Origin of the sequence: Archangium violaceum Cb vi76 (assembly GCF_000733295.1) — a bacterium.
In the GTDB taxonomy this organism is placed as follows: Bacteria; Myxococcota; Myxococcia; order Myxococcales; family Myxococcaceae; genus Archangium; species Archangium violaceum.
This window is the reverse complement of sequence record NZ_JPMI01000378.1, coordinates 46,002-71,042: the sequence shown is the minus strand read 5'-3', so window position 1 is coordinate 71,042 and position 25,041 is coordinate 46,002. Positions and strand designations below refer to the sequence as shown.

Genomic DNA, 25,041 nt, shown 5'->3' with positions numbered 1-25,041 from the left:
TGGTCGTGGATGAGCGCTGCTGGGCGCCCGAAGGTGAGGAGGGGCACTCATTCCACCGGAATTTCATCCGCGTCCTCGCGGACGAGTTCCACCGGGTTGCGGTTCCCCCCAGCGCGGTCATCCTCATGCCGGCCGGTGCCATCACTACGGACGCAGAAGGACCACTCAGTACGAGCAAGGACGCGCTGGTCAGCCTGCAACACACCATCGCTCAGCTCGACCTCGGACGACTGCGGCACGAAGTCCTGCTCGGAGTGGATCTGAACCACCACGGAACCTGGCTGCAGAGCGTCATTCACCTCGATGACGGGCGGCAGCCCTCGTTCGAGGACATCACGGTGAAGAGCTATCCTGCATCATCGGAACGCAGCACACTCTGGGGCTGGAACATCGCATGGGAGAACGACGGGCGACTCCCTGCCGAGTTGACCCGAGGACGCGTCGTCGCGACACATGCCGGTCCCGTTCTGGTGCTGGTCTGTCACGAGGCCGTGCTGCTCTCCAACCGCTCTCGCAGCAGGCTCGTGGATTCCGTGGCAGTGCACCTCCGCGAGAGCATCGAGGCCCGACTCTACTCCGACGTCCGCTTCGTTCTACTGGCCACCCATTACCTCGATACCCAATCGGGCAAGGTATTCAAGAGCGTGGCCTCTCGACTCGAGCAGAAGGGGTTCGTGCCAATCGTGACCACGTTTGCCCCATCAGGGCAGTCGGACGACGTGGCTGGGCGCTTCGGCATGACCTCATCGGAAGTCGCGACTCTCCTCGTGGATGCTCACTGAGGAGCGTCTGAAGCGGACTCCTGGTCGAACTACGGGAAGGTCACGCCGTCGAAGCGCTCGCTCGCGCTGCCCGCCTCCTGGCCCCACCACTTCAGGGTGAAGGTGCCGCGCGCCGCCTCCTCCGGCATCTCCACTTCCATCCCGACGCTGCGCTCCTGCCCCGGAGCAATCGGCTCCTGCGTCCACACGCCCAGCGCCTTCCACTCCTCTCCCTTGGGCCCCACCAGGACCGCCCTACCGGGCATCCAGTGCGTGCTGCCATTGTTCTGTAACTGCTGCGCCACAACCAGCCGCACCACCTTCCGCCCGTCCTCCACGCGTGGGGTGTCCGAGCGGTAGCTGCGCGCCCTCATCGATTCGAGGGTATTGCCCGAACGAGAGACGACGCTCTTCGTGATGTCCTTGCGGGTGCCACCACCGTCGCCCAGCAGTTCCTGGGCGAGCAGGCCCAACAGTCCCCGCGGCCCACTGCACTCCGCCTCCAGGCGTGCCTTGTCCGCTCTGCACTCCTGGGCATCCGCCCGCGCCCGCTGCTCGCCTTCCCGGTAGGACTCGAGCGAGCGTGGCTGACGTGTCACCTGTACCAGCCGCGAGGACTCGGACGGGTGCACCACCAGGAGCAACCGCACGCCTGCCGGGTCCGTGCCGTCCTGGAAGTGGAAGCTCACCCGCACGCGCTCGCCCTGCGTGACGGCTCCCGTGGGTACCAGGGTCAGCCCTGTCTCGTCCGCTATCAACAGGAACCGCTCCCGCCCAGGCAGTTCCACGCGCCCCAGCTTCGCGTCGAAGAGGAAGCTGGTGGGCAGCCCCGGGTGGATGCACACCGCGAGCGCCTCGCCGGGCGTGTCCATCTTCAACTCCAGGTGGCGCGTGCCCGCTTCACAGTCAGGCGGCGCGGCATCCATGGGAACGGAGAGCAACGCGAGTCGCAACAGGGCAGCGGCGGAGAACACGGGCATGAGGAAGGCACCTCACGGGAACGAGACCGGAGGAGTGGGGCTCTACCACACCTCCTGCCCGGTCGTGTCCGTCCCGCCAGCGGGACGCCCCTACGGGAAGCGGTCCACCACCCGCACCTGCGCATAGGGGGACACCATCATCTTCCCCGGCGCGCTGCCGGGCTCGAGCTCTACGCCGACGTGGCTGCTCGAATCCAGCAACTCCAGGCACACCGGGTACGTCACCCCTTGGGGCGTGCGTGCCTCGGTGAAGCGGCCGTACACCCGCCCCTGCTTGACGTAGAGCCTTCCGAAGAGGCGGGTGTTGGTTGGCAGCGCGACCTTGTAGCCCTTTCCCGTGTGGTCCGCTCCCGCCTCCCAATGACCTCCCACGCGGAGGGTCGCGTCCTCTTGGACGTGCACGGGCCTTCCCTGTCCCGGTCCGTCGGTCAACCCCACGCTCTTCCTTTCCCCAACGCTCAAGCCAAGCGTACCCGTCATGACCTTCACGGCACCGGCGGGGCACTCCTGGGGAGGCGGAGCGGGGCGCTCGGACGGAACCTGCTGCGGCGTGCCCAGACAGGCCTGGAGCGCGGCGCCGGTGAGTCCAAGACACGCATTACGCATGGCGGCTCCCCGGCGCTTGGAGGTGGCTTCGGGCTGGGGGCCAGACGTCTGCTGCTGCTTCACGGGGGCACTGTCCTTTCGGGGCGCCAGCGGCGGGGCGGCGGCCGGGGGAGGAGGCGTCTCGGCAGGAGGCGCGGCCACGGCCCGCACAGGTTCCGGCGTGTGCCCACCCGGCGCCACTTCCCGACCAGAGCCGAGCCACCAGGCCCCCAGTGCCACCGCCAACCCCACGCCCACCACTCCCAGCACCCGGCCCCGACGCGCCCAGGGCTTCACCGGACGCCGCCGCTCCGGGTGCGGCACCTGCTTCCAGTCCACGTCCGTCCGGGCCCTCAACTCCTCCAGCACCCGGCACAGCACAACCGCGTCCGGGTAGCGCGCCTCGGGCGTCTTGGCCAGCAGCCGCAGACACACCTCCTCCACCGCCAGGGGCACCCGTGGGTTGACGAGGTGCGGGGGCAGGGGCTCGCGGTGCAGCACGGCCTCCACGTCCTCGCCTCCGTGCTCGGCGGGACGGAAGGGAAAGCGGCCCGTCAGCAACCGGTAGAGCACCACGCCCACCGCGTACAGGTCATCCCCCACTCCAGCCCGGTAATGCGCCCCCTGCTCGCCCGCGTGCGCACGGCCATAGGCCCAGGCCTCTGGGGCGCGGTAGGCCGGCGTGCCCGGGGGAAACATCCCCTTCGTCAGCGTGGGGTACGCCGGGTGCCAGCCCACCCCGAAGTCCACCAGCACCGCCTGCCCGGTGTGCTCGTTCACCAGGATGTTCGCCTCCTTCACGTCCCGGTGCAGGACGCCCGCCTCGTGCGACACCGCCAGCGCGCGCGCCACTTCCAGCACCCGGTCCAACAGCTCGCCCAGGGTGCGCCCCGGTGCCAGTCCCCACTCGTCCAGCGTGGGGCCCTCCACCCGCTCCAGCTTCACCCACAGGTAGCGGGGCTCGTCCACGGGCCACTGTCCCCAGCCCAGCTGGCGCACGAGGTTGGGGTGATGCAGGCGCGTGCCCAGCGACACCTCGCGCCAGGCGCGCTCGGCCCGCTCGGGGCCCTGGTCCAGCGGCAGCAGCTTGAGAGCGGACACGTAACCGCCGGGACTTCTCACCTGGTACACCGTGGCGAAGCCGCCGCTGCCCAGCACCCCCTCCACCACGTCTCCGCCAATGACGGTGCCCACGGGCAGCGGAGACGTGTCGTCGGGCGGCTCGAGGGCCGCAATCATGCCGGCGAGGAGGGGGTGCTCGGGGCTGGGGGATGGCGGATGTGTGGACACGCGGGGCCTACCTCGGAGGACCTCAACGTATCAGGTCGTGCGGCCCGGATGCGTGTGTTTCCCGGCGCACTCAGGAGCGGTGGCGCTCGGCCTCGCGGTAGAGCTGGGTGAGGGAGGAGTCCAGCAGCGACTGGCGGGAGCGCAGGTAGCGCCAGGCGCGCTTCATCGGCAACCAGACCCGGCCACCGGCGAGCACCTGGGCCTCCAGGAGCTTCTTGCGCGGAATCCACCGCCCGTCCAGGTGGTGCACGAGCACCTGGCCCAGGTAGGCCCCCACGGCCGGCACCAGGTGCTCGTCGATGGCTTCCCTCGAGCGCCCCCGGGTGAAGTCGTCGCGCCAGAAGTAGGCGTCCACGTCCGTGAGCGACTCGGGGGTGCTCTTGAAGACGGAGGGCACCGGGGTGTGCAGGAGCGCCACCAGGTACTCGGCGTGGAGGCGGTACTGCTCGAGCACGCGCTCGGGGTCCGCCACGTCCGGGGGCAGGGCGGCGTCCAGGGGCAACCACTCCTCGGGCTCGGGCGGCCGCCAGGCGTTGAGCTCCGTGATGGTGCGCTGACGCTCGTGGACGGCCACCGCGTCCACCACGCGCGAGAGCAACGGGGCCAGGTCCGGAGGGAAGCGCGGCTCCACGGGGGCCAGCGTGGCGCTGCGCTCGCGCAGGGTGCGCAGCACGGTGTCGAAGTCGAGGTCCGGCCGCAGGTGGGCATGCGCCCGGGCCTGGGCCAGACGGGCTTCCTCGCTGGCGAAGTCCGCCGCCGTGGGCCAGGTCACCAGCAGCACGCAGCCATTGGGCAACTCCTCCACCCTCCAGGCCGGCGTGGACAGCATGCGCTCGCGGCCCACCTCCTCCACCAGCTTGGGTCCGAAGACGTTCAGCCAGAATACCTCGTAGATTTTGTCGAAGCCGTCTCGGAAACAGGTCTGATCATCGCGGCCGAAACAGGGAGAGCCCGCGAGATTGCTGTCCGCGGTACTGTGAGCCTCGGCATGGGATACCGGGTAATGAGAAGCCCACGCACGCACCATCTCCACGAAGTGCAGGCAGCGCTGCTCGTCCGCGAAGAAGGAGAGCGGCTGCACGCGGAGGAAGACCCCCAGTTGGGGAGGCTTGCGTGAGAGCCAGCGGTCGAAGCACCCGTCCAACGCGGGCCACTCCGTGCGGTAGAGGCCAATACCCGGGTCGTTGTCCTCGTCATTCTCTCCCAGCGCCTGGAAGAAGGAGGAACGGGAGTATTTACGCTGCCGCTTGCCCCTGATGACATCCGGCATCCACCCGCCGGCGTTCTTCTCGAGTGCGTCCAGGAAGGGAGCCAGCCGTGTCTTCAGCGCGGTCCGTGCCTTGTAGACTCCATCGAACGTGAGCAGCAGGCTGTCCTCCGGCTTCAGGTCATGCACGCTCAGTACCTTCATCGGAACAGCACCTCCACGCCTGGGACTGTCGCCTTGGTTTCGCTCAAGGCTTTGTGCACTCCCACGTACGTCTCGACGAGCGGCTCGTCGAAGTCCTGGAGCATCTGCCGCTGCGCCTTCGGACGGAGGGCATCGTCGCGCACCACCTGGGCGATGTCGCGCTCGAAGGACACGCCCCGGGCGAACCGCTCGCGCATCCACCCGGCTCGAGCGTGTCCTCGCGAGGCTCGGCCCGGGCGCTGGCGGGCACCACCACGAGCGGGGCCTCTCGCGGCGCATCCCGCAGCCGGGCCTGGGCGGACAGCAGCCCCTCCTCGAGAAGGAACACCACCGCTTCCACGCCCACGGCCGCCACCGCCTCTTCCAGTGCCAGGGCCGCCTGCCCCAACTCCTCCTGCGTGCGCGCGAAGGTGGCCGCGTTGACGTAGCGCCACAGCGCGTGGGCCACCCGCTGGAGTTGCTCGGGCCCCGGCCTGGCGGGGAGAGGCGGCCAGGCCCTGGTCACCACGTCCTCCACCACGGGCTTGCCGCGTGGGTCCAGCCAGAGGCTCGTCAGGGGGTGCAGGGTGGCGAGGTGTCGTGGCCCCACCAGGGACACCAGCCGCCGGGCGTCGGAGTCCGGCAGCCTGGAGGCAGCGCGCATCGTGGCCCGGCACAGCCGTTCCCAGGTCACCATGTCGCGCACCGGGCCGGGCCCGGGCCCACACCGCGCCGCCTCTTCCTGACTCAGGGCGTCCCGCGCCGTGGGAGGAGCAGCCCGAGCCCATCCCAGCAGCACCAGCGCCACCAGCATCAGGAGCGACGCGCTCGCGCCCCTCTCGACAGCGCGCCCCCCCTGGGAGGTACACGGCTCTTCATCATGAGGGGGGTCCTGGAAGACGAGTTCCCCAGAGGATACGAGTGCCCACTGAAGGAAATGTGCCCGCACTTCGGACTGTGCACCGGCGCACGCCTTGGCGAATCTTGGGTCCGTGAACGCCTCGCCCGACACCCTGCCCGACCCCGACGAGCTTCAACCCCTGCTCTCCGCCGCGCTGGCCCTGCCCGCCCTGAAGCCCCAGGCGGCCCGGCTCGAGCGGCTGCGCCAGGACTACGCGCGCGGCCTGGAGCGCAAGGACGCCCCGCTCACCGTGGCCCTGGTGGGCGCCACCGGCGCGGGCAAGTCCACCCTGCTCAATGCCCTGGCCGGACAGGCGCTCGCGCGCGAGGGCGAGGACCGCCCCACCAGCACCGCCGCCACCGTCTTCGCCCCCGAGGGCGCTGGCCTGGAGGACCTGGCCCGGGTGGGTGCGCGGGTGGTGCGCTACACGCCCGGCCCCCAGGGCCTGTGGAGTGGCCAGGTGTTCATCGACACGCCGGACCTCAACAGCGTGGCCACCACGCACCGCGAGGTGGCGCGCGCGGCCCTGGAGCGCGCGGACGTGGCGCTGGTGGTGATGCACCGGGGCAGCGTGGCCGAGGCCACCCAGGCCGAGTTCCTCGCCGAATTCGCCCGGCGCCGCTCGCTCGTGTTCCTCATCAACTTCGCGGACGAGCTGTCGGCCGACTCGCGCGAGTCCCTCAAGTCCCAGGCGCGCCGGCTGGCCGCGGAGCAGTACGGGCTGGCGCTGGAGTCGGTGCCCGTCTTCGCCATCAGCGGCCGGGCGGCGCAGCGGGGGGAGGACCCTTCCGGCGAGTTCGGCGCCTTCCTCTTCCACCTCAAGTCCCTGGGCACGCAGGCGGTGGCCGAGCGGGTGCGCCGCTCCAACGCCCGGGGCGCGCTGGAGGAGCTGGCCTCACGGGTGGAGGCGGCGCTGAAGGAGACGGAGGACACGCTGGCCCGGACGCGCGCGGCGCTGGAGTCGGGGCTGGCGCGCACCTCGGAGGGGCTGAGGACGGACTTCGAGGCGCGGCTGGAGCTGGCGCAGGGCCACCTGGCCTCGGAGGTGCGCACCCAGGCCGCGGGGCGCTTCTGGGGCCCGGCGGCGTGGGGCATGCGGCTGTCCTATGTGGGGGCGGGAGGCCTGGGAGCGGCGACGCTGCTCGCGCGGCGCAGCCTGCCGGTGGGACTGGCGGTGGCGGCCACCTCCACGGTGCTGGACGCGGTGCGGGACAAGACGCGCGCCCGCGCGGCGGAGACGGCGGTGGTGGAGCCCTTCGAGGACGACATCGCCGTGGAGGGAGCGGCACGCGCCTCGCTGACGGAGGCCCGGAGCCTCGCGCACGCGAGCGGACTCTCCCCCGAGTCCCTGGGCCTGCCGGACGTGGACACGGTGCTGGCGGAGCTGAAGTCCGCGCGGGCGAGCGCCTGGCGCTACACCGTCACCACGGCGGTGGGAGAGACGGTGGCCCGCTGGTGGCGCACGGCGCGCTGGCTGCTGCTGCCGCTCATCAACCTGCCCCTGCTCGCGCTGTTGGGGCACGTGGGCTACCGCGTGGTGCGCGCGTACATTGAAGGCCCGCTGCTGGGCCTGGACTACTTCCTCAACGCGGGGGCCCTCTTCGCCCTGCTGGCGGGAGGCGGGGCGCTGCTGGCGTCGGCGAGCCTCGCGGGCACCGCGCGGGGCGTGCGCCGCGCGGGCCTCCAGCACTTCCTGGCACGGCTGGGCGCGCTCGGCACCCGGTTGGGCGAGACGGTGCAGGACAGCCTGCGTCCCCCGCGCGAGGCCGCCCGCGCCCTGCTCGCCCTCACCCGGACGGCTCACACCGCCGTCCAACCGCCGTCGACGTCGAGCACCATGCCGGTGGCGTAGGCGCACGTGGCCAGGAAGAAGGCCGCGTCGGCCATGTCGTTGGCCGTGCCCGGGCGCTTCATCGGAATGTTGTTGGAGAGCCCGGCGAGGAACTCGGGTACCGCCTCGGACGGGACGCCCCAGTCGATGGCCGTGTCACGGGTGAGCCCCGGAGACAGCACGTTCACCCGGATGCCCTTGGGCGCCAGCTCGATGGCGAGCGAACGCCCCATGGCGTTGACCGCGCCGCACAGACCCGCCCCCCCCGCGTAGTTGGCCAGGGCCGCGTGGCCGGCGATGCCCGAGCAGAACATGATGGAGCTGCCCGGCTTCATCTTCGGCACGGCGTAATGACAGGCGGAGAGCTGTCCGAAGAAGCGGCCCTCGAACAGCTCGCGCCAGGACTTCATGGGGACCTGCTCGACCGGGCCGAACACCGCCCCGCCCGCGCATGTCACCAGGATGTCGAGACTCTCCACGGAGTCGATGAGCCGCTTGACCTGGGCCTCGTCGGCGACATCCGTCTGCACCGCGCGGGCGTTGCTCCCCAGCTTCGCCACCGCTGCCTCGAGCCGGTGCATGCTCCTCCCGGCGATCACCACCTGCGCCCCTTCACGTACGAAGCGCTCGGCGATCCCGAGTCCAATTCCAGAACCTCCACCCGTGATGATGGCCGTCTTTCCGTCCAGTGCCCCCATGCGTTCCTCCATGTGTTGTGTTGCGAAATGAGAAGTAATGGTGACTGAAACACATTCGCCAGCCAGAATTTGTTCCAATAATTCACACCACACGATGGCACGCGAAGTGCTCTTCACGCTCCGTCTGGATTGAACGGTCAACACTGTTCCTGTACCGGGGGCGGGGATAGGCGAGGGAGCATCCATGCCCATCATGTCGGTGTTGTTGCCCCACAACGGACACGGAAGGCTCCCTGGGGGGCAGGTGGATGGGGATGGGCGTCTGGGAGGCCGGTAAAGCCAGAAGAGGTCCATTCCATGTGCGAGCCCGCTGAAGCAGGCTGCTCCCGCATTCACTGACAGCCCGGGTTGGAGCGGCATCTCCTGTAATCCATCTCACAATACGGGCATCGGCCATCACGAGGCCGGTGCGGCAGGAAGCGTGCGTTCCCGTCTGGGAATGCCGCCTCGGGGGGGTTGGCCAGACATGAGCAAGCACGCGAGCAGTGCCCTGCGCACCACGCGCACGGGCCTGGAACTGGTGTCACGGGAGAGGGGTCTCGCACCGGGCACGCGCATCCAGCATTACGAGCTCATCCGCGAGCTGGGCAGCGGCGGCATGGGCACCGTCTGCCTGGCCCGAGATACGCGGCTGGGCCGGCGCGTGGCCATCAAGTTCCTGCACACCGAGGACCCGGACCTCACCAAACGCTTCATCCTCGAGGCGCGAGCCACGGCGCGGTGCAGCCACGAGAACATCGTCATCATCTACGAGGTGGGCGAGCACCAGGGCAGCCCCTTCATGGTGCTGGAGTACCTCCAGGGCCAGCCGATGAAGAAGCTCATCGCCGGCCAGCGCCTGCCGCCTTCACGCGCGGTGGAGTTGATGGTGCCGGTGGTGCGAGCGCTGGCGTGCGCGCATGAGCAGGGCATCGTCCACCGGGACTTGAAGCCCGAGAACATCCTGGTGACGGACTCGGGCGCCATCAAGGTGCTGGACTTCGGCATCGCCAAGGTGCTCCAGGGCGAGGAGCCCTCGATGGGAGTCGCCACGGACACCTTCGTGGGACTGCTCGAGGATGACGGCGAGGAGCTCACCCGCCGCGGCTCCATCCTGGGGACCATGGCGTACATGTCCCCGGAGCAGTGGGGCAACGGGGTGGCGATCGATCACCGCACGGACATCTGGGCGGTGGGCATCATGCTGTTCCGGATGCTCGCGGCTCAGCACCCGCTGGGCAACATGGGGGGACCGCAACTGGCGGTGACGGCGCTGCTCGACGAGCCGATGCCCCGCCTGCGCGAGGTCGTGCCGGATGCCCCGCCGGAGCTGGCGGCCATCGTCGACCGGTGCCTGCTCAAACACAAGGAGGAGCGCTTCCCGGATGCGCTGTCATTGCTGCGCGCCCTGGAGCCCTTCCTGCCCGGCCGCTACAACCGCGAGCAGCGCATCGACGAGAGCCCCTACGCGGGCCTCAGCTCCTTCCAGGAGGCGGACGCGGACCGCTTCTTCGGCCGCACGCGGGAGATCGCGGCGCTGGTGAACCGCATCCACGACCGGCCGCTGCTGGCGGTGGTGGGACCGTCTGGGACGGGCAAGTCGTCCTTCGTGCGCGCGGGCCTGGTGCCGGTGCTCAAGCGCTCGGGCAAACCGTGGGAGGCGCTCGTCATCCGCCCCGGCCGCAATCCGCTGTCGGCGCTGGCCAACATGATGGCGCCGCTGGTGAGCTCGTCGGATTCGGTCGAGCAGGACCTCAAGGAGCAGAAGCTCCTCATCGCGCACCTGCGCAACGAGCCCGGCTACGTGGGCAACGTGCTGCGCAGCCGGGCGAGGAGGAAGCAGCACCACATCCTGCTCTTCGTGGACCAGTTCGAGGAGCTGTACACGCTGGTGCCGGACGCGAAGGAGCGGCTGGCGTTCACGGCGTGCCTGTTGGGCATCGCGGATGACGCGACCTCGCCCATCCGGGTGGTGCTCTCCATCCGCTCTGACTTCCTGGACCGGGTGCCGGAGGACGAGGGCTTCATGGCCGAGTTGAGCCAGGGCCTCTACTTCCTCACCCCGCCGAACCGGGAGGGATTGCGAGACGCCCTGGTGCAACCGGCGGAGCGGGCGGGCTACCGGTTCGAGACGCCAGCGATGGTGGACAACATGCTGGAGCACCTGGAATCCACCCAGGGCGCGCTACCGCTGCTCCAGTTCGCCGCGACACAGCTGTGGGAGTCGAGAGACCCGGCGCGCAAGCTGCTCACCACGAGCGCCTATGCGGCCATTGGAGGCATCGCGGGGGCGCTCGCCAGCCATGCCGACAGCGTGCTCACGGGAATGTCCACGCAGGAGCGGACCCTGGTGCGCGCGCTCTTCCTGCGGCTGGTGACGCCAGAGCACACGCGTGCCCTGGTATCTGCGGACGAGCTGCGTGAGCTGACGAAGGACACGGGGGAGATGCAGCGGCTCATCGACCACCTGGTGCAGGCGCGACTGCTGGTGGTGCAGACGGGAGGCGGGGCCACGGGCGCGACGGTGGAGCTCGTCCACGAGTCGCTCATCCACAGCTGGCCCACCCTGAAGCGCTGGCTGGACGAGGGCCAGGAGGACTCGGGCTTCCTGGAACAACTGCGCAACGCGACCCGGCAATGGCAGGCGAAGAAATTCGACAACAACCTGCTGTGGCGCGGCGAGATGGTGGAGGAGGCCCGGCGCTTCCAGCGCAGATACCGGGGGGAACTGCCGCAGTTGCAGCGAGACTTCCTCGATGCGGTGTTCGCCCAGGAGGTCCGGTCCACGAGACTGAAGCGGGCGCTGGTGGTCGGCTCCACGGTGTTCCTGGTGTTGCTGGTCATCGCCGCGGCGGTAGCACTGGTGATCATCCGCACGTCACAGCAGGAGGCCGAGCGCCAGGCCGAGGTAGCGAAAGCAGCCGAGGCAGTGGCACGCACGGCCGAGACGGAAGCCAGGCAGCATCTGGCGGAGGTACAAGCCAAGGAGCGGGAGCGCCAGGAGGCGCAGCAGGCGGCGGAGAAGGCAAATGCGCAGGTGGCGCTCACCAATGAGGAGTTGCTGCGCAAAAATGATGCGCTGCGCTCGGCGCTGGATCGGGCACAGGAAGCCCAACTGCGCACCAAACTAGCCAAGTTTCGCGCCGAGAAAAACGCGATGAAGGCGCGCAAGGCGCGTGCTGAAGCCATCCGTGCCGCACAGAAACTTGAGGAGATGCTGCTTCAAGAACAGGAACGCCTCCGGCAGATGAAGGAGCGGCTCGGCCCATACATCGAGATCCTGAAGGGGGCACGACAGTGAGATGGATGATAAACAAGTTCCTGGTCTGCCTGGCCTTGGTAGTTCTGCATTCGCCGTGGATGGCGTCGGCAGCAGAACCTTCGATCCTGGCCAGTGCTGAATTGGAGAGCTCCTACCCGTGGGTCCGGAACGTCTCCCTGAAGGAGCAAGACGCCGCCTACGCACTGTTCCGCGAGGGCAATGGGTTCCTGAAAAACTCCATTTTCATCCAAGCCGTCGAGAAGTACCGACAGGCGCTCAAGCACTGGGATCATCCCGCCATCCATTACAACCTAGCACTGGCGCTGATGAACTTCGAACAGCCGATTGAGGCATACACGCATCTGGAAGCGGCGATGCGCTATGGCCCCGAGCCTCTCGATCAAGAGCGCTTCGAACGTGCCCGCACGTACAAGGATCTCCTCGACAAGCAGATCGTGCGAGTGTCCGTCCGCTGTGATGAGCCAGGCACCATCGTGACGTTGGACGGCCAGACCCTATTCGTGGCGCCCGGACATTACGAGGGGCTAGCCCGTACGGGTATCCACAGTGTGGTCGCACGCAAAGACGGACATCTCACCTACGACAAGAGTCAGACCTGGGTCTCCGGAAAGCAGGTGGAACTAAACCTCCATCTCGTGCGGCGCGAGGATGCAACCCAGTATCGAAGGCAGTGGGACGAATGGAAGCCCTGGGCAGTCGTCGGTTCAGGGCTCGCGGCAGCTGTGAGCGGCGGCGTCATGCATCTGGGAGCAGCAAGTACCTATGGAGCTTTCGATACAAAGGTCCGGGAGTGTGGTGGCTGCATGGCCACGCCCGAACTGGCGGCCATACGAAGCCGAGGTGACAATCTGAAGCAGGCTGCAATGGGAGCCTATGCTCTCGGAGGTGCTGCGCTTGTTACGGGCGCGGTGCTGCTCTACCTCAACCAACCCCAGGCCCATCTCATCGACCCATACCAGAGTGAGGAGTCGGTGAACGTCGTGCCGATCCTCGGTGGCATGAACGGCGTCCAAGCCACCTTCCGATTCTGAGGTGCATGATGAAACAAGAATCCTCTTTCCTTGCTCGCCTAAGCACCCTTCCCGCGCTCGCGGCAGTGCTCCTGGCCATGCCACTCCAGTCCTGCCTTGAGCCAATGAGTGTGAATTGCGCCTCCGGCCTGCTCTGCCCCGCAGGAGAGAGATGCTCCGCCGATCAGCAGTCCTGCATCAAGACTGAGTGCGGCGACGGCATCCTCCAGGCCCAGTTCGGTGAAGTCTGCGATGACGGTAACATTTCAGACAAAGATGGATGCAGCGCTGACTGCAAGTCCACAGAGACCTGCGGCAACAACATCATCGACCCAGGGGAAAAGTGCGACGACGGCAATAACGACAGCAGCGACGGATGCAGCGCAAACTGCCGTTCCACAGAGGTATGCGGTAACAACATCATTGACGCTCACCTAGGAGAAGTTTGCGACGACAACAACAAAGATAGTGGCGATGGCTGCAGCGCTGACTGCAAATCCGATGAGACCTGCGGCAATGGGTTCCTGGACTCTTCTCTGGGCGAGGTCTGTGACGATGGCAATACCACAAACGGAGACGGGTGCAGCGCCGACTGTCACTCAGGCGAGAAATGCGGCAATAGCATCTTAGACCCAGGCGAACAGTGCGACGACGGGAACAATTCCGACAACGACAACTGCCTCACCAACTGTCTTTTCAATACATGCGGCGATGGGCATCAAGACCAGCAAACTCCAATCCTCGAGGAATGTGACGACAAGGGAGTCTCGGAGCGATGTAATTTCAATTGCACACTAACGAAATGCGGCGATGGAATCGTAAACACCAGCGCTGGCGAAGCATGCGATGACAAAAACGACAGCAACTGCGGCACCTGCAAAAAAGATTGCAAGAATTGGCAAGAGTTCAAGTCCGCAACTGGCATCATCATCATAAAAAATCCCAGCAGCGTAAAACACGACCAATCAATAACCATCCACGACGGAAGCAAGGAATTTGTATTCAAATTCTACGACAAACTCGAACTACCGAAAGGCGATGAGTGGATTGACATCTGGAACCTGGACTCTCCGGACGAGATAGCCAATAAAATCAAGGACACCATCAACAAATCAGCATTTGGCAGTGCTGACGACAGAATAAGGGTTCAGGCCGTCTCGGCGAACTGGAACATCGTGAGGCTCGAAAACAAACTCGCAGGAGTAGACGGCAACAAAGACATCAAGACAACATCCAATGACGGCCTTGAGCTGATCGGAATGTCCGACGGCACAGGTATCTATTGCCCGGCCGGCACAGGCTGCAAATCTGACCAAGATTGCGAGCCATGGTTGCAATGTTCGAAGAGCGAAGGGCAGTGCCAGCTGCGATGACTTCACCCCTATGACGCCATATTTCACGGGCTGAAACAGAACAGCTCGGCATCATGCACCTACTCAGGGAAATCACCGTGGGCATCCAGCCTTCGTCTTCTCCCCAAGCGAGGCCCGTCGACTACCCGCCCGCACCGTGGCTCTTGCGTGGGCAGGTGTACATGTCCGCATGGAGCGTGCCCGTCCACCGGTGCTCGCTCCAGGTGGAACCGGTCTTCGAGCCTCTCGTCGTCGCGGGCCGCATGTTCGTCACCGGGGCTTTCGTGGACTACGAGCCCGGCGGCACGCTGACGTATGGCGAGCTGGCCATGGGCATCGTCGTGAAGCAGCGGGGCGCCCGGCGCTTCGGCGCGGCCACTCCCCTCATCTGGGTGGACAGTGAGCAGTCCCTGCGCGGCGGGCGCGCGCTGTGGAATCTGCCCAAGGAGATGGCCCGCTTCGAACTCGACCGGAGTCCTCCCAGTGGAGGCTTCTCCGGCGCCGCGTGGGATGAGCGGGGGCGGCTCCTGGGGAAGGCTCACTTCGAGCTCCTCCCCGGCCTGCCTCGCCGCGTCCGGCTGCCCTTCTCCCTGCCGGACCTTTATTCCATACAGGGCCAGGTGGGCGAGACGCAGGACTCCTTCTCCACCTCGCTCCGGCTGCTCCGGGGCTCCTGGTCCATCCCCCACAGCAGCCCCCTGGCCGCGCTCGGCCTCGCGGGCCAGAAGCCCCTATTGAGCTTCTGGATGCGTGACTTCGCCCTCACGCTCCCAGCGGCCACACCCGTGGCGGACCGCTGACGAGGAGCGCCAACCCATCCGAAGAAAGTCCGTACAGGGGCCTGTCCTCAGCTCAAGAGCAAGAGAAAGCCCTCCGGTCACGGTCTCGCCAAACTTGTCCAACAGTTGGACAAGTTCGTGAAGAGCGCGCCCGGGAGGCGGGCTGAATCGAGGGCATGACTTGCGTATACAGCGCGGAAACACCCACCCCTGAAGGGACTTTGTTCCGATGGCTTAGCGGGAACCGCCCGCACCGTCCGAGGCGCGCGCCTCGGGCTGCTGCTCGCGCTGACGGGCCGACTCGGAGGCCGTGCGCGAGACCTTCTCCAGGATGGAGCGGGCCCCGGACGGAATGCCACCGGCGGCCTGCTCGCCATCCCGCAGCACGTCCGTGGCGGGCGCGAGCGGCTCGTTGGCACGCGGATCGTTGGCGGCCATCACCGGCATGTCCTGGTTCTTCCCACACGCGGGCGCCGCGATGAGCGTGTCGCGCACCGGATCCCCATACCCCGCGATGAGCGCGGGAACGGAGGGGTTGTTCCACCCGGTGCCCGCAGCACGGGCCACCTTGAAGTGCAGGTGCGGGCCGCACGACCAGCCCGTGTTGCCCGAGTAGCCCAGGAGCTGTCCCTTGCGCACCTGCTCGCCGGGCTTCACCACCACGGCGCTGAAGTGCAGGTACTGCGTCTCCAGGCCCCCCTCGTGGGCCACCACGACATAGTTGGCGTGCTGCGCCATCTTCGGGTCACACGCCCCCTGGGTGCTGTCCCCGCGCGCCAGGCGCACCGTGCCGTCCTCGGCGGACACCACCGGCGTGCCCACGGGCATGCGGAAATCCCAGGCGTACGTGTCGTTCTGCAGGTGGCTGCCCGTGTCGTGACCCTGGCTCACCGGAAACACACGGCCGCAAGCGAAGGGAACGCCAATCTCGGGTGCCACGGTGTTGCGGGCGGAGGGAACTGCCGGAGCGGAAGCGAGAAGGAAGAGCGTGGGCAGGATCATGGGTAGGCCGCGCGAAAACGACGGGAGCCCCTTGTACTATTCCAAACCATTTCCCGTCCCGCTGCTCGCCTGCTCGCCTCGGACAGTACTCAGCCAGGCGGAGAGCCCTGATGAGCCCGGTGGTCGCGGGTGGGCTCTCCCCCTCCCGGGAGCTCACGAGATGAAACGGTGACCCGTGCTACTTCTTCACCAGTCGGATCGTCACGGCCAGCCCGGTCTTCTCCGTGATGCGCTGGGCGGCCCCGTTCAGCGCCTCCAGTACATCCTGCTCCTGGACCGTCCCCTCCTTCAGCTCCGACCCGCGGCCGAAGCGTCCCGACTGATTGGTCAGCACCCACTGACTGGTGTTCTCGTCGTAGCGCAGCTCACCGCCAATGTAGGCGAAGCCGGCGTGGTCGGAAGCCCTCCCCGTCGGGTCGAACCAGGCGGCCAGCGTGGGGTGGCCACCGCTCCCATCCCGGATGCTCTGGGTCTTCCAGTATTCGGCCTCGGCCTCGTAGTGCTGCTTCATCTTCTCGAGCATCGGCCACACGCTCTTGTCGAAGGCCTCCTTGTATCTCCAGGGCTCCTCGACGCCGAGGATGACGTTGCCGTCGCCGCGCATCACCCAGAGAAAGGTGACGCTCTTGTGGGGGACGAATTCCTTCGGGTTGGACTGGATGTCGATCCAGACCGGGTTGATCATGGTGAGCTCGCTGGGCTTCACTCGGTCGGGCAGCTTGGCGTACAGGGGCATGAAGTGCTTCCTCGTGGGTTGGAGCGAACCCCTCATGAAGTTCGCGCGGGCGGTGCGTCGGACCCACAGCAGATGGACGAGGGGGGCGAGCAGATGTGAAGCGCCGCGGACGCTCCATCGCCCGGCTGCCTTGGGAACAACCGGACGGACACCGGTGTTGGCCTCCCGCCCGGGCATCCCGGGAGAGGGGGAGCACACCACATGCGGCGAGAGACATGGCGGCCACACCCGGTAGTCATGGGCCTGGCACTCTGGATGACGGCCTGCGGCACGACCCACCCGTCCGTGAAGGCGGAGCCACCGGCGAAGGACACGGTGGCCTTCGTGGACGTGAACGTGGTGCCCATGGACTCCGAGCGCTTGCTCGCCCACCAGACAGTCGTGGTGCGGGGAGAGCGCATCGTCGCCCTGGGGCCGGTGGACACCACCCCGGTGCCCGCGGGCGCCATACGGGTGGAGGGCCAGGGGCGCTACCTGATGCCGGGGCTCGCCGACATGCACCTCCACCTGGTGCCGGGCACGGGCCAACCCGAGGACCCCGCCGGACAGGTGCTCGCCCTGCTGCTCGCCAATGGCGTCACCTCGGCGCGAGCGCTGGGCGGCCCCAAGGACACTTCACGGGTGGTGAGGGACCGCGTGGCCCGTGGCGAGGTGCTCGGGCCCATGCTGCGCGTCGCCGCGCCCTCCATGCACGGCAAGTCCGTACAGGGCCCCGAGCAGGCACGCCAGCGGGTGCGTGAGTACAAGGCGGCCGGCTATGACCTGCTGAAGACGCACGGCTCGCTCGGCCGCGAGACGTACGACGCGATGATGGCCGAGGCGCGCACACAAGGGCTCGCGGTGAGCGGCCACGTGACGCCGGACGTGGGCCTCTTCCACGCGCTCGAGTCGGGGCAGCAGATAGAGCACCTGGATGGGTACCTGAACGAGCTGCTGCCGGAGAACGACAGCGCGCGCCAGCATGTGGGCCAGGTGGAGGTGGGTGAGCCCCTGGAGCGGATGGAGCCGGCGCGCATCCCCGCGCTGGCGGAGGCCACGAGGAAGGAGGGCGTGTGGAGTTCGCCCACGCTGGCGCTCTTCGAGACGGTGACGAACCCCGAGGGCGTGGAGGCCCTGCGCGCGCGTCCGGAGCTGCGCTACGCGAAGCAGTCCTCCGTGGAGGCATGGACGCAGATGCTGGCCAATGACCCGCAGATGGTGAACGCCCCGGCCGAGCGCGAGCGCAAGTTCGCCGAGCTGCGGCGGCAGGTGACGCGCGGGCTGTACACGGCGGGGGCGAAGCTGCTGGTGGGCTCGGACTCGCCGCAGCTCTTCATGGTGGCGGGCTTCGCGGTGCACCGGGAGATGGAGTCACTGGCGGCGGCGGGGATTCCGCCCTACGGCGTGCTGGAGGCGGCCACACGCAACGCGGCGGAGTACCTGGGCGAGGCGGGCACCTGGGGCACGGTGGCCAAGGGCCGGCGCGCGGACCTGCTGCTGCTGGAGGCCAACCCGCTCCAGGACGTGAAGCACACGCGGGACATCGCCGGGGTGATGGTGCGCGGGAAGTGGCTGCCGGGGAGCGAGCTGGACGCGATGCTCGAGCGCACGGCGGTGCTGGCCAACGCACCGCCCCGGGTGAACAAGGGCGTGGTCACCGCGACGTCCACGGCCCCATGATGGGGTGAAACGGAGGACACCGCATGGCGCGCATGGACAGCTACGTGGAGTACACGCTGGAGTTGTTGGAGCCGCTGGGCCCCGTGCAGGCGCGCGCCATGTTCGGTGGGTGGGGCCTGTACTACGCCGGGAGGATGATGGGCCTCATCATCGAGGACCGGCTCTACCTCAAGACGGACGACACCACGCGCCCCGCCTTCGAGGCCGCGGGAGGCGAGCCCTTCGTCTACGACGCGGGCAAGGGCCGCAAGCCCGTCACCATGTCGTACTGGACGCCTCCAGCGGACGTGAGCGACGACGCGCACGCGCTGCTGCCCTGGGCCCGCCGCGCGGTGGAGGCCTCGCTGCGCGCCGCGCAGAAGAAGCCCGCCGCGAAGAAGAAGTCCGCTCCGGCGAAGGCGAAGACGGCCACGCCGAAACAGACGCGGGCGAAAAAAACCGTGACGAAGAAGACCTCGCGACGCGCGTGAAGATGGCTGCCCGCCTCCACGACGGGCAGTGAAGCTGTCCGGAAGTGGGATGGCGTCCCAGGAGCGGACACGACGCGCGGAGACGAGCGGACGGCGGCGTCGCGTGGCAGGCTACGGGCCCTCAACCAACCCGAGGGACTCGATGCAACAACGCCTCAAGCCGGCCGTCGCCGTGCTGTCGCTGATGCTGCCGCTCACGTCGCTGGCCGGTGCCAAGGGGGCCGTGCCCCCGGCGCCCGTCGCCGCGAAGAAGGCCGTGGTGGACACCTACCACGGCACGAAGGTGGACGATCCGTACCAGTGGCTGGAGAAGAGTGACGACCCCGAGGTCCGCAAGTGGGTGGAGGGGCAGACGGCGCACATGCGCGCGGTGATGAACAAGCTGCCCTCGCGCGACGCCATCCGCGCGCGCATCACCACGCTGCTCACCCACAAGTCGGCCGCCCACTTCGCCATGATTCAGCGCGGCGGCACCCTGTTCGCCATGAAGTTCCAGCCGCCCCGGCAGCAGTCCATGCTGGTGGTGCTGCCCTCGGTGGACGACACCTCCACCGCCCGTGTGCTGGTGGACCCGATGGAGCTGGACCCGAGCGGCCACACCACCATCGACTTCTTCGTGCCCTCGATGGACGGGAAGAAGGTGGCGGTGTCGCTGTCCAAGGACGGCACGGAGAGCGGTGACGTCACCGTGTACGACGTGGCCACCGGCAAGCCGCTGCCCGGCGAGGTGGTGCCCCGGGTGAATGGCGGAACGGCCGGCGGCGGCCTCTCGTGGAACGGGGACGGCACGGGCTTCTTCTACACGCGCTACCCGCGTGGCGAGGAGCGTCCGGCCGAGGACCGGGAGTTCTTCCAGCAGGTGTACTTCCACAAGCTCGGCACGCCCACGGACCAGGACACCTACGAGCTGGGCAAGGACGCGCCGCGCATCGCCAACTTCCAGCTCGAGACGTCCGAGGACGGCAAGTACGTGCTGGCCATCCTGGGCAATGGCGACGGAGGCGAGTACGCGCTCTACGTGCGCGGGCCGCAGGGCACCTGGACGCAGCTGTCGAAGTTCGAGGACAAGCTCAAGGATGCGACGTTCGGCAAGGATGTACTCTACGTGCTGTCGCGCAAGGACGCGCCGCGCGGCAAGCTGCTGAGCATTCCGCTCGCCACGCCCGCGCAGGACAAGGCCACGGTCCTCATCCCCGAGGGCGAGGCCTCCCTCGTGGGCGTCCGCCCCACGGCCACCCGGCTCTACGTGGTGGAGCAGCTCGGCGGCCCCACGCGGATGCGCATCCTGGGCCTGGACGGCAAGGAGATCGGCGTGGTGCCCACCCCGCCCGTCTCCTCCGTGGGCGGCACGGTGTACCTGGGCGGGGATGACCTGCTGTTCGGCACCAGCAGCTACACCGAGGCCTCCGCCGTGTACCGCTACTCGGCGAAGGACGGGAAGCTGGCGAAGACGGCGCTGGGCCGCACCTCGCCCGTGGACACCCGCAACGTGGTGGTGGACCGGGTGATGTGCACCTCGAAGGACGGCACCCAGGTACCGCTCAACATCCTGCACGCCAAGGGCACGAAGAAGAACGGCAACAACCCCACCCTGCTCACCGGGTATGGCGGCTTCAACATCTCGCTGTCGCCGGGCTTCAGCCCGATGAACTTCGCCTTCATCGAGCAGGGCGGCGTGGTGGCCATCGCCAACCTGCGCGGCGGCGCGGAGTTCGGCGAGGAGTGGCACGCCAATGGCTCGCTGACGAAGAAGCAGAACGTCTTCGACGACTTCTACGCCTGCGCGAAGCTGCTGGTGGACCAGAAGTGGACGAAGCCCGAGCGCCTGGCCATCCAGGGCGGCAGCAACGGTGGCCTGCTGATGGGCGCGGCGCTCACGCAGCACCCGGAGATGTACCGTACGGTGCTCGCGCACGTGGGCATCTACGACATGCTGCGCGTGGAGCTCACGCCCAATGGCCAGTTCAACATCCCCGAGTACGGCACGGTGAAGAACCCCGAGCAGTTCCAGGCGATGTATGGCTACTCGCCGTACCACCACGTGAAGAACGGGGTGAAGTACCCCTCGGTGCTCTTCACCTCGGGAGAGAATGATCCGCGCGTGGATCCGTTCCACTCGAGGAAGATGGTGGCGCGGATGCAGGAGGCCACGGGCTCGAAGCGGCCGGTGCTGCTGCGCACCAACAACATGGGCCACGGCATGGGCACGCCGCTGGGCCAGAAGATCGAGGAGCTGGTGGACGTCTACTCGTTCCTCTTCAACGAGCTGGGCATGAAGTACAAGCCGGTGGACGGCAAGGTGGCCGCCCCGGCGTCCAAGTAGCCCCGAACCCGCTCGCGCGCGAGGCTCGCATAGGCTCGCGTGAGCACATCCTGAGCGGGCAGGTCGTCCTTGCGCGACCACGTCATGTAGAAGACCGGCCGCGCTCCGGCGGTCTTCACCTCCTGGGCGAAGAGGCGGCCGTAGGGGAGGAACATCTCCTCGGGGTCGTTCATGTACGGCACGCCGTTGATGCGCAGGCCGCCCAGCATGCTCTGCTCCTGCAGCACGACGTAGTTCCAGGAGCCGTCACGGATGAGCGGCCTCGCCTTGTCCCCCTTCCAGAGGGATGCGAGCGTCGCACCGCCCTCGAGCACCGAGCCGGTCTCCAGCCGTTTCCCTGGAGCCAACGCCTGGGCGAAGCCCTCGAGCATCGCTGGAAGGTCGTTGTAGTAGGTGTAGCTGTTGCCGACGAAGAGCACGCGCACGGGGCGGCTCGAGTCAGGGCTGGGCGATGGAGATGGGGTGCTTGCACAAGAGACACACCCCAGCAGGAGGAAGAGCCAGCGGACCGGATGGAACATGGGCGGTGATTCTATTGGAATGACCGCGAAGTCCTCACCTGGCCCCCTGGGGCATGAACCCGGGACCCGGATACCCTCACCCCGTCCCTCTCCCGGTGGGAGAGGGGATGTTTCACGCTCAGGTGCTCTGCTTCTTCTGCTTGCGCAGCTCGTCGTAGAGCGAGACGCGTCCGGCCACCGTGCCCGCCACTGCCTGCTCCAGTGGACGCAGCACCTCCGGCAGCGGCAGCACCGCCCTCATCCTCCGCCGCACCTCGTCCTCCACCAGTCCCCTCAACACCTCGGACTGCACCCGAGCCATCGGCGGCGGCCACCACGTGGGCGCGCCCTCCACCGGCGCGTCCTCCGGCCTCACCACCTTCATGTGGTGCACCGCCAGGTCGTAGAAGCTCCGCCGCGCGAACTCGCTGTCCTCGAACGGGAACTCCCCTCCGAGCGCCCTCCCCACCGCCAGCCCCGACGTGAACGCCATCTCGTGCCCCGAGATGAACCCCACGTACTCCCCGCAGAAGTACGTCCGCCGCTTGCCCTGGATGCGGTGCAACTCCGCCGAACGCACCGGATGCATCCCGTCACACACCAGGTGCTGCCAGCGCATCGTCTTCACCACCTTCGCCGGGTCGACCAGCCCCTCGGGCGGATTGCACGTGGCGAACAGGTCCTCGCCCACCCAGTCCTGCAACGCCGGCAGGTAGTAGTTGTAGTGCGCCCGCGTGAAGGGCCCTCGCGCCTCGGGCGTCACGTACGTGTACGCCGCCCACAGGCTCCGGTCCTCCGGCATCACCCGCGGGTCCGTGTGCAGCACGATGCTCGCCGGCTCGTACTCCACCTCGCCCAGCAACACGGCCTCGTCCGAGCTGGGGTCCTCCAGCAGCTTCAACGCCGTGCCCGCCTCCGTGGCCAGCACCACCTGGTCGAACCGGTGCACCCCGCCGTCCGCGCTCGTCACCGTCACTCCGTCCCGCTCGCGGCGGATGGAGCGCACGCCGCAGCCCGTGCGCACCCCCGAGGCGAAAACCGCGGACAGCCGGCGCACGTACTCGCGCGAGCCCTGCTTCACCGTGCGCCACGGCGTGGGCCCATCCATCGAGTAGCCGCTCACCGGCCCGAAGGTGGCCGCCACCATGAACATCGACATCTGAAGCAGGCCGATGCGCGTGACGAAGAGCACCGACAGCAACGGCGCCATCACCTTGTGCTTGAAGTCCTCCGAGTACCCCTCCTCGTCCAGGTACTGCTCCACCGTCAGGGGCATGTACTTCTTCGGATTCGACACGAGCTCCGGCACCGCGAGCTGGAAGCGCTCCACCTCGTGCCGCACGGACTCCCAGAACGCCGAGTCCCGCCCCGTGCGCCAGTGGCCACCCTGGAAGTGGATGGACAGCTCGAGGCCCGGCCGCAGCGGCTGCGTCTCCACGCCCAGCTTCCGGAAGAGCGCCGACAGGTTCGGGTACACCCACGGGTGATAGATGAGGAAGCCGATGTCCACCGGCACCGTGCGGCCCTCGCGCGTCACCTCCACGGTGTGCGCGTGGCCGCCCAACGCCTGCGACTCCTCGAAGAGCGTCACCTCGTGCTGACGGTGCAGACTGTAGGCTGCGCCCATCCCCGCGATACCGCCCCCGACGATGGCGACCTTCATGCCGCCTGCTCCTCCGCCACCTGCAGGCCGCGCTCCAGGTACGCGCGCTTCGCCGCCTGCCGCTGAATCTTCCCGCTGGACGTCTTGGGCACGCTGCCCGGCTTGAGGAACACCACCTCGTGCACCCGCAGCTGGTAGGCCTCGTTGATGGCCTGGCGCACCGTGACCGTCGCCGCGTGGAGCTCCAAGGGCGCGCCGCCCTGCTGCTGCCGCGTGTCCACCTCGGCCACCACCACCAGCCGCTCCTCGCCCTCCACCTCCACCGAGAAGGCCGCGCCGCACCCCGGCCTCACCGCCGGCAGCGCCGCCTCCACCGTCCACTCGATGTCCTGCGGATAGTGGTTCTGTCCGCCGATGATGATGAGGTCCTTCTTGCGGCCGGTGATGTACAGCAGCCCGTCCCTCATGAAGCCCAGGTCCCCCGTGCGCAGCCAGGTGCGCGAGTCGTCCCCGCGGATGCGTGCGCGGAACGTCTCCTCGGACAGCTCCGGCTTGCGCCAGTAGCCCTGCGCCACGCTCGGGCCGTACACCCAGATCTCCCCCACGCGGCCGTCCGGCAGCGTGTCGCGCGACTCTGGATCCACGATGGCCAGGCCGTAGCCCTCCTCGGACTCTCCACAGGAGACGAGCTCCGCGGCGTTGGCATCACCCACGGGCAGCGGCACCACGCGGTCCTCCTTGAGGGCCTCCTTGTCCACGCCCAGCGTCACCAGGCCCTTCCCCTGCGGACCCGGGGCCTTGAGCGTCACCTCCGCCAGGCCGAACACCGGGAAGAGCGCCGAGGGAGAGAAGCCCCGGGGAGAGAACGTCTCGATGAAGCGCCGCATGGTGCCCGCCCGCACCGGCTCGGCGCCGCAGTACGCGCTGCGCCACGAGGACAGGTCCAACGCGGCGAGGGCCTCGGGCGTCGCCTTGCGCACGCACAGCTCGTAGCCGAAGTTGGGCCCACCCGAGTGCGTCACCTTGAAGGCCGTCACCGCCTGCAACCAGCGCAGCGGGTGCTTGAGGAAGTCCGCCGGGGACATCAGGTACACGGGGTAGCCCGAATAGAAGCCCTCCAGCAGCCCGTCCACCAGCCCCATGTCGTGGAAGGACGGCAGCCACGTCACCGAGCACGAGTCCTCGCCCAGCTTCACGCTGCCGCCAATGTGCGCGAGGTTCGCCAGCAGGTTGCCATGGCTCACCATCACCCCCTTGGGCGACGAGGTGGAGCCCGAGGTGTACTGGAGGAAGGCGAGCTGCTCGCTCCGGGCGTCGGCCGGAGACTCCAGCGGCGTCACGCCCAGGTCCTGCTGATCAGTGGCCAGCCACGTCAGCTCGCCCAGCCCGGGCACCTGCTCGGCGAAGGCGGCGGCCATGGCGCAGATCTCCGCGGTGGACAGCACCACCTTGGGACGGCAGTCCGCGATGATGCCGAGCAACCGGCCCAGGGTGCGCTCCAGGCGGGTGGGGTCCGGCGGGTAGGCCGGCACCGCCACCGTGCCCGCGTAGAGGCAGCCCAGGAAGGACTCCACGTACTCGGCGCCCTGGGGGTAGAGCAGCAGGGCGCGCTCGCCCCGCACGCCATGGGACTCGAGCAACGCGGCGATGGTGCGGGCCCGCTGATCCAGCCCGGCGAAGGAGTACGCCTTACGCTCCTCGGTGCCGCGGGCGATGAAGGTGAGGGCCCTGCGCTCCGGATGACGTCCGGCGCGGCGATGAAGGATGTGGGCGAGCGAGGTCGCGCCCGAGATGCAGTCAGAAGCCATGGGGGGGGTACTCCAGGTCGGGGGGGCTAGGGGGTGACGCATGCACCCTCTCCCTTTGGGAGAGGGCGGGGGGTGAGGGTTGTCCCCCGCGCATCGAGGCT

19 protein-coding genes are annotated in these 25,041 nt (G+C 68.0%); 9 read left to right on the top strand and 10 right to left on the bottom strand.

Annotation, left to right across the window (positions count from 1 at the left end; translation table 11 throughout):
- The first annotated feature begins 5 nt into the window (after nucleotides 1–5).
- Complete coding sequence (locus Q664_RS46495; protein ID WP_043412321.1) at nucleotides 6–782, top strand: hypothetical protein; 777 nt, start codon at nucleotides 6–8, stop codon at nucleotides 780–782.
- A gap of 29 nt (nucleotides 783–811) precedes the next feature.
- Here the strand turns inward: Q664_RS46495 and Q664_RS46490 are convergent, their stop codons facing one another.
- The 4 genes from Q664_RS46490 to Q664_RS46475 all read right to left on the bottom strand — a co-directional run bounded on the left by Q664_RS46490 (nucleotide 812) and on the right by Q664_RS46475 (nucleotide 5,820).
- Nucleotides 812–1,741 (bottom strand): DUF2381 family protein, encoded by a 930-nt coding sequence (locus Q664_RS46490; RefSeq protein ID WP_043412317.1) that lies wholly within the window; start codon nucleotides 1,739–1,741, stop codon nucleotides 812–814.
- 90 nt (nucleotides 1,742–1,831) lie between these two features.
- Nucleotides 1,832–3,565 carry a serine/threonine protein kinase gene (locus Q664_RS53685; protein ID WP_052519558.1) on the bottom strand — a complete coding sequence of 578 codons (1,734 nt, stop codon included), beginning with the start codon at nucleotides 3,563–3,565 and terminating at the stop codon, nucleotides 1,832–1,834.
- Between the two features lie 121 nt (nucleotides 3,566–3,686).
- Complete coding sequence (locus tag Q664_RS46480) at nucleotides 3,687–5,027, bottom strand: hypothetical protein (protein WP_043412316.1); 1,341 nt, start codon at nucleotides 5,025–5,027, stop codon at nucleotides 3,687–3,689.
- A 43-nt stretch (nucleotides 5,028–5,070) separates the two neighbouring features.
- Nucleotides 5,071–5,820 carry a hypothetical protein gene (locus tag Q664_RS46475; RefSeq protein ID WP_152622755.1) on the bottom strand — a complete coding sequence of 250 codons (750 nt, stop codon included), beginning with the start codon at nucleotides 5,818–5,820 and terminating at the stop codon, nucleotides 5,071–5,073.
- 178 nt (nucleotides 5,821–5,998) lie between these two features.
- On the opposite strand from Q664_RS46475, the gene Q664_RS46470 reads away from it, so the two are divergent.
- On the top strand, nucleotides 5,999–7,759 hold the full coding sequence (locus Q664_RS46470) for a GTPase (RefSeq protein ID WP_052519557.1): 1,761 nt from the start codon (nucleotides 5,999–6,001) through the stop codon (nucleotides 7,757–7,759).
- Here Q664_RS46470 and Q664_RS46465 read toward each other — a convergent pair.
- Complete coding sequence (locus Q664_RS46465; protein WP_043412312.1) at nucleotides 7,708–8,436, bottom strand: SDR family NAD(P)-dependent oxidoreductase; 729 nt, start codon at nucleotides 8,434–8,436, stop codon at nucleotides 7,708–7,710. The genes Q664_RS46470 and Q664_RS46465 overlap by 52 nt on opposite strands.
- Before the next feature lie 466 nt (nucleotides 8,437–8,902).
- Here Q664_RS46465 and Q664_RS46460 point away from each other — a divergent pair, with 466 nt between their 5' ends.
- The 4 genes from Q664_RS46460 to Q664_RS46450 all read left to right on the top strand — a co-directional run bounded on the left by Q664_RS46460 (nucleotide 8,903) and on the right by Q664_RS46450 (nucleotide 14,860).
- The gene (locus Q664_RS46460) at nucleotides 8,903–11,716 is read left to right on the top strand and encodes a serine/threonine-protein kinase (protein WP_268811458.1); all 2,814 of its coding nucleotides are present in this window, start codon (nucleotides 8,903–8,905) and stop codon (nucleotides 11,714–11,716) included.
- A gap of 5 nt (nucleotides 11,717–11,721) precedes the next feature.
- Entirely contained in the window at nucleotides 11,722–12,729 is a 1,008-nt protein-coding gene (locus Q664_RS46455; protein ID WP_052519556.1) for a peptidase associated/transthyretin-like domain-containing protein, read from the top strand.
- Nucleotides 12,730–12,734: 5 nt separating this feature from the next.
- Nucleotides 12,735–14,081 (top strand): DUF4215 domain-containing protein, encoded by a 1,347-nt coding sequence (locus Q664_RS55815; protein ID WP_075207702.1) that lies wholly within the window; start codon nucleotides 12,735–12,737, stop codon nucleotides 14,079–14,081.
- 161 nt (nucleotides 14,082–14,242) lie between these two features.
- On the top strand, nucleotides 14,243–14,860 hold the full coding sequence (locus tag Q664_RS46450; protein WP_160174653.1) for an acetoacetate decarboxylase family protein: 618 nt from the start codon (nucleotides 14,243–14,245) through the stop codon (nucleotides 14,858–14,860).
- Nucleotides 14,861–15,073: 213 nt separating this feature from the next.
- Here the strand turns inward: Q664_RS46450 and Q664_RS46445 are convergent, their stop codons facing one another.
- Together Q664_RS46445 and Q664_RS46440 are read right to left on the bottom strand one after the other, a co-directional pair.
- On the bottom strand, nucleotides 15,074–15,841 hold the full coding sequence (locus Q664_RS46445) for a M23 family metallopeptidase (protein WP_200883868.1): 768 nt from the start codon (nucleotides 15,839–15,841) through the stop codon (nucleotides 15,074–15,076).
- 178 nt (nucleotides 15,842–16,019) lie between these two features.
- Nucleotides 16,020–16,577, bottom strand: a complete 558-nt coding sequence (locus Q664_RS46440) for a hypothetical protein (RefSeq protein ID WP_043412309.1) — start codon at nucleotides 16,575–16,577, stop codon at nucleotides 16,020–16,022.
- Between the two features lie 237 nt (nucleotides 16,578–16,814).
- Between Q664_RS46440 and Q664_RS46435 the strand changes: the two genes are divergently transcribed.
- From Q664_RS46435 to Q664_RS46425, 3 genes are all read left to right on the top strand, one after another.
- A complete protein-coding gene (locus Q664_RS46435) occupies nucleotides 16,815–18,236 on the top strand; it encodes an amidohydrolase family protein (RefSeq protein ID WP_052519554.1) in 1,422 nt (473 codons plus the stop codon).
- 23 nt (nucleotides 18,237–18,259) lie between these two features.
- Nucleotides 18,260–18,706 (top strand): TfoX/Sxy family protein, encoded by a 447-nt coding sequence (locus tag Q664_RS46430; protein ID WP_043412306.1) that lies wholly within the window; start codon nucleotides 18,260–18,262, stop codon nucleotides 18,704–18,706.
- Between the two features lie 142 nt (nucleotides 18,707–18,848).
- On the top strand, nucleotides 18,849–21,029 hold the full coding sequence (locus Q664_RS46425; protein WP_043412303.1) for a prolyl oligopeptidase family serine peptidase: 2,181 nt from the start codon (nucleotides 18,849–18,851) through the stop codon (nucleotides 21,027–21,029).
- Here Q664_RS46425 and Q664_RS46420 read toward each other — a convergent pair.
- The 3 genes from Q664_RS46420 to Q664_RS46410 all read right to left on the bottom strand — a co-directional run bounded on the left by Q664_RS46420 (nucleotide 20,951) and on the right by Q664_RS46410 (nucleotide 24,940).
- Nucleotides 20,951–21,454: a hypothetical protein gene (locus Q664_RS46420; RefSeq protein WP_052519553.1), complete on the bottom strand. Its 504-nt coding sequence runs from the start codon at nucleotides 21,452–21,454 to the stop codon at nucleotides 20,951–20,953. The genes Q664_RS46425 and Q664_RS46420 overlap by 79 nt on opposite strands.
- 214 nt (nucleotides 21,455–21,668) lie before the next feature.
- Complete coding sequence (locus Q664_RS46415; protein ID WP_043412299.1) at nucleotides 21,669–23,192, bottom strand: FAD-dependent oxidoreductase; 1,524 nt, start codon at nucleotides 23,190–23,192, stop codon at nucleotides 21,669–21,671.
- Complete coding sequence (locus Q664_RS46410; RefSeq protein ID WP_043412297.1) at nucleotides 23,189–24,940, bottom strand: fatty acyl-AMP ligase; 1,752 nt, start codon at nucleotides 24,938–24,940, stop codon at nucleotides 23,189–23,191. Before Q664_RS46410 ends, Q664_RS46415 begins: the two co-directional genes overlap by 4 nt.
- Between the last annotated feature and the right edge of the window lie 101 nt (nucleotides 24,941–25,041).

Excerpts from the sequence above, each read along its gene's own strand:
- Q664_RS46490 (WP_043412317.1), bottom strand. The coding sequence starts at position 1,741 with ATGCCCGTGTTCTCCGCCGCTGCCCTGTTGCGACTCGCGTTGCTCTCC.
- Q664_RS53685 (WP_052519558.1), bottom strand. The coding sequence starts at position 3,565 with ATGATTGCGGCCCTCGAGCCGCCCGACGACACGTCTCCGCTGCCCGTG.
- Q664_RS46480 (WP_043412316.1), bottom strand. The coding sequence starts at position 5,027 with ATGAAGGTACTGAGCGTGCATGACCTGAAGCCGGAGGACAGCCTGCTG.
- Q664_RS46475 (WP_152622755.1), bottom strand. The coding sequence starts at position 5,820 with ATGCTGGTGGCGCTGGTGCTGCTGGGATGGGCTCGGGCTGCTCCTCCC.
- Q664_RS46465 (WP_043412312.1), bottom strand. The coding sequence starts at position 8,436 with ATGGGGGCACTGGACGGAAAGACGGCCATCATCACGGGTGGAGGTTCT.
- Q664_RS46460 (WP_268811458.1), top strand. The coding sequence starts at position 8,903 with ATGAGCAAGCACGCGAGCAGTGCCCTGCGCACCACGCGCACGGGCCTG.
- Q664_RS46455 (WP_052519556.1), top strand. The coding sequence starts at position 11,722 with ATGATAAACAAGTTCCTGGTCTGCCTGGCCTTGGTAGTTCTGCATTCG.
- Q664_RS55815 (WP_075207702.1), top strand. The coding sequence starts at position 12,735 with ATGATGAAACAAGAATCCTCTTTCCTTGCTCGCCTAAGCACCCTTCCC.
- Q664_RS46450 (WP_160174653.1), top strand. The coding sequence starts at position 14,243 with ATGTCCGCATGGAGCGTGCCCGTCCACCGGTGCTCGCTCCAGGTGGAA.
- Q664_RS46445 (WP_200883868.1), bottom strand. The coding sequence starts at position 15,841 with ATGATCCTGCCCACGCTCTTCCTTCTCGCTTCCGCTCCGGCAGTTCCC.
- Q664_RS46440 (WP_043412309.1), bottom strand. The coding sequence starts at position 16,577 with ATGCCCCTGTACGCCAAGCTGCCCGACCGAGTGAAGCCCAGCGAGCTC.
- Q664_RS46435 (WP_052519554.1), top strand. The coding sequence starts at position 16,815 with ATGGGCCTGGCACTCTGGATGACGGCCTGCGGCACGACCCACCCGTCC.
- Q664_RS46430 (WP_043412306.1), top strand. The coding sequence starts at position 18,260 with ATGGCGCGCATGGACAGCTACGTGGAGTACACGCTGGAGTTGTTGGAG.
- Q664_RS46425 (WP_043412303.1), top strand. The coding sequence starts at position 18,849 with ATGCAACAACGCCTCAAGCCGGCCGTCGCCGTGCTGTCGCTGATGCTG.
- Q664_RS46415 (WP_043412299.1), bottom strand. The coding sequence starts at position 23,192 with ATGAAGGTCGCCATCGTCGGGGGCGGTATCGCGGGGATGGGCGCAGCC.
- Q664_RS46410 (WP_043412297.1), bottom strand. The coding sequence starts at position 24,940 with ATGGCTTCTGACTGCATCTCGGGCGCGACCTCGCTCGCCCACATCCTT.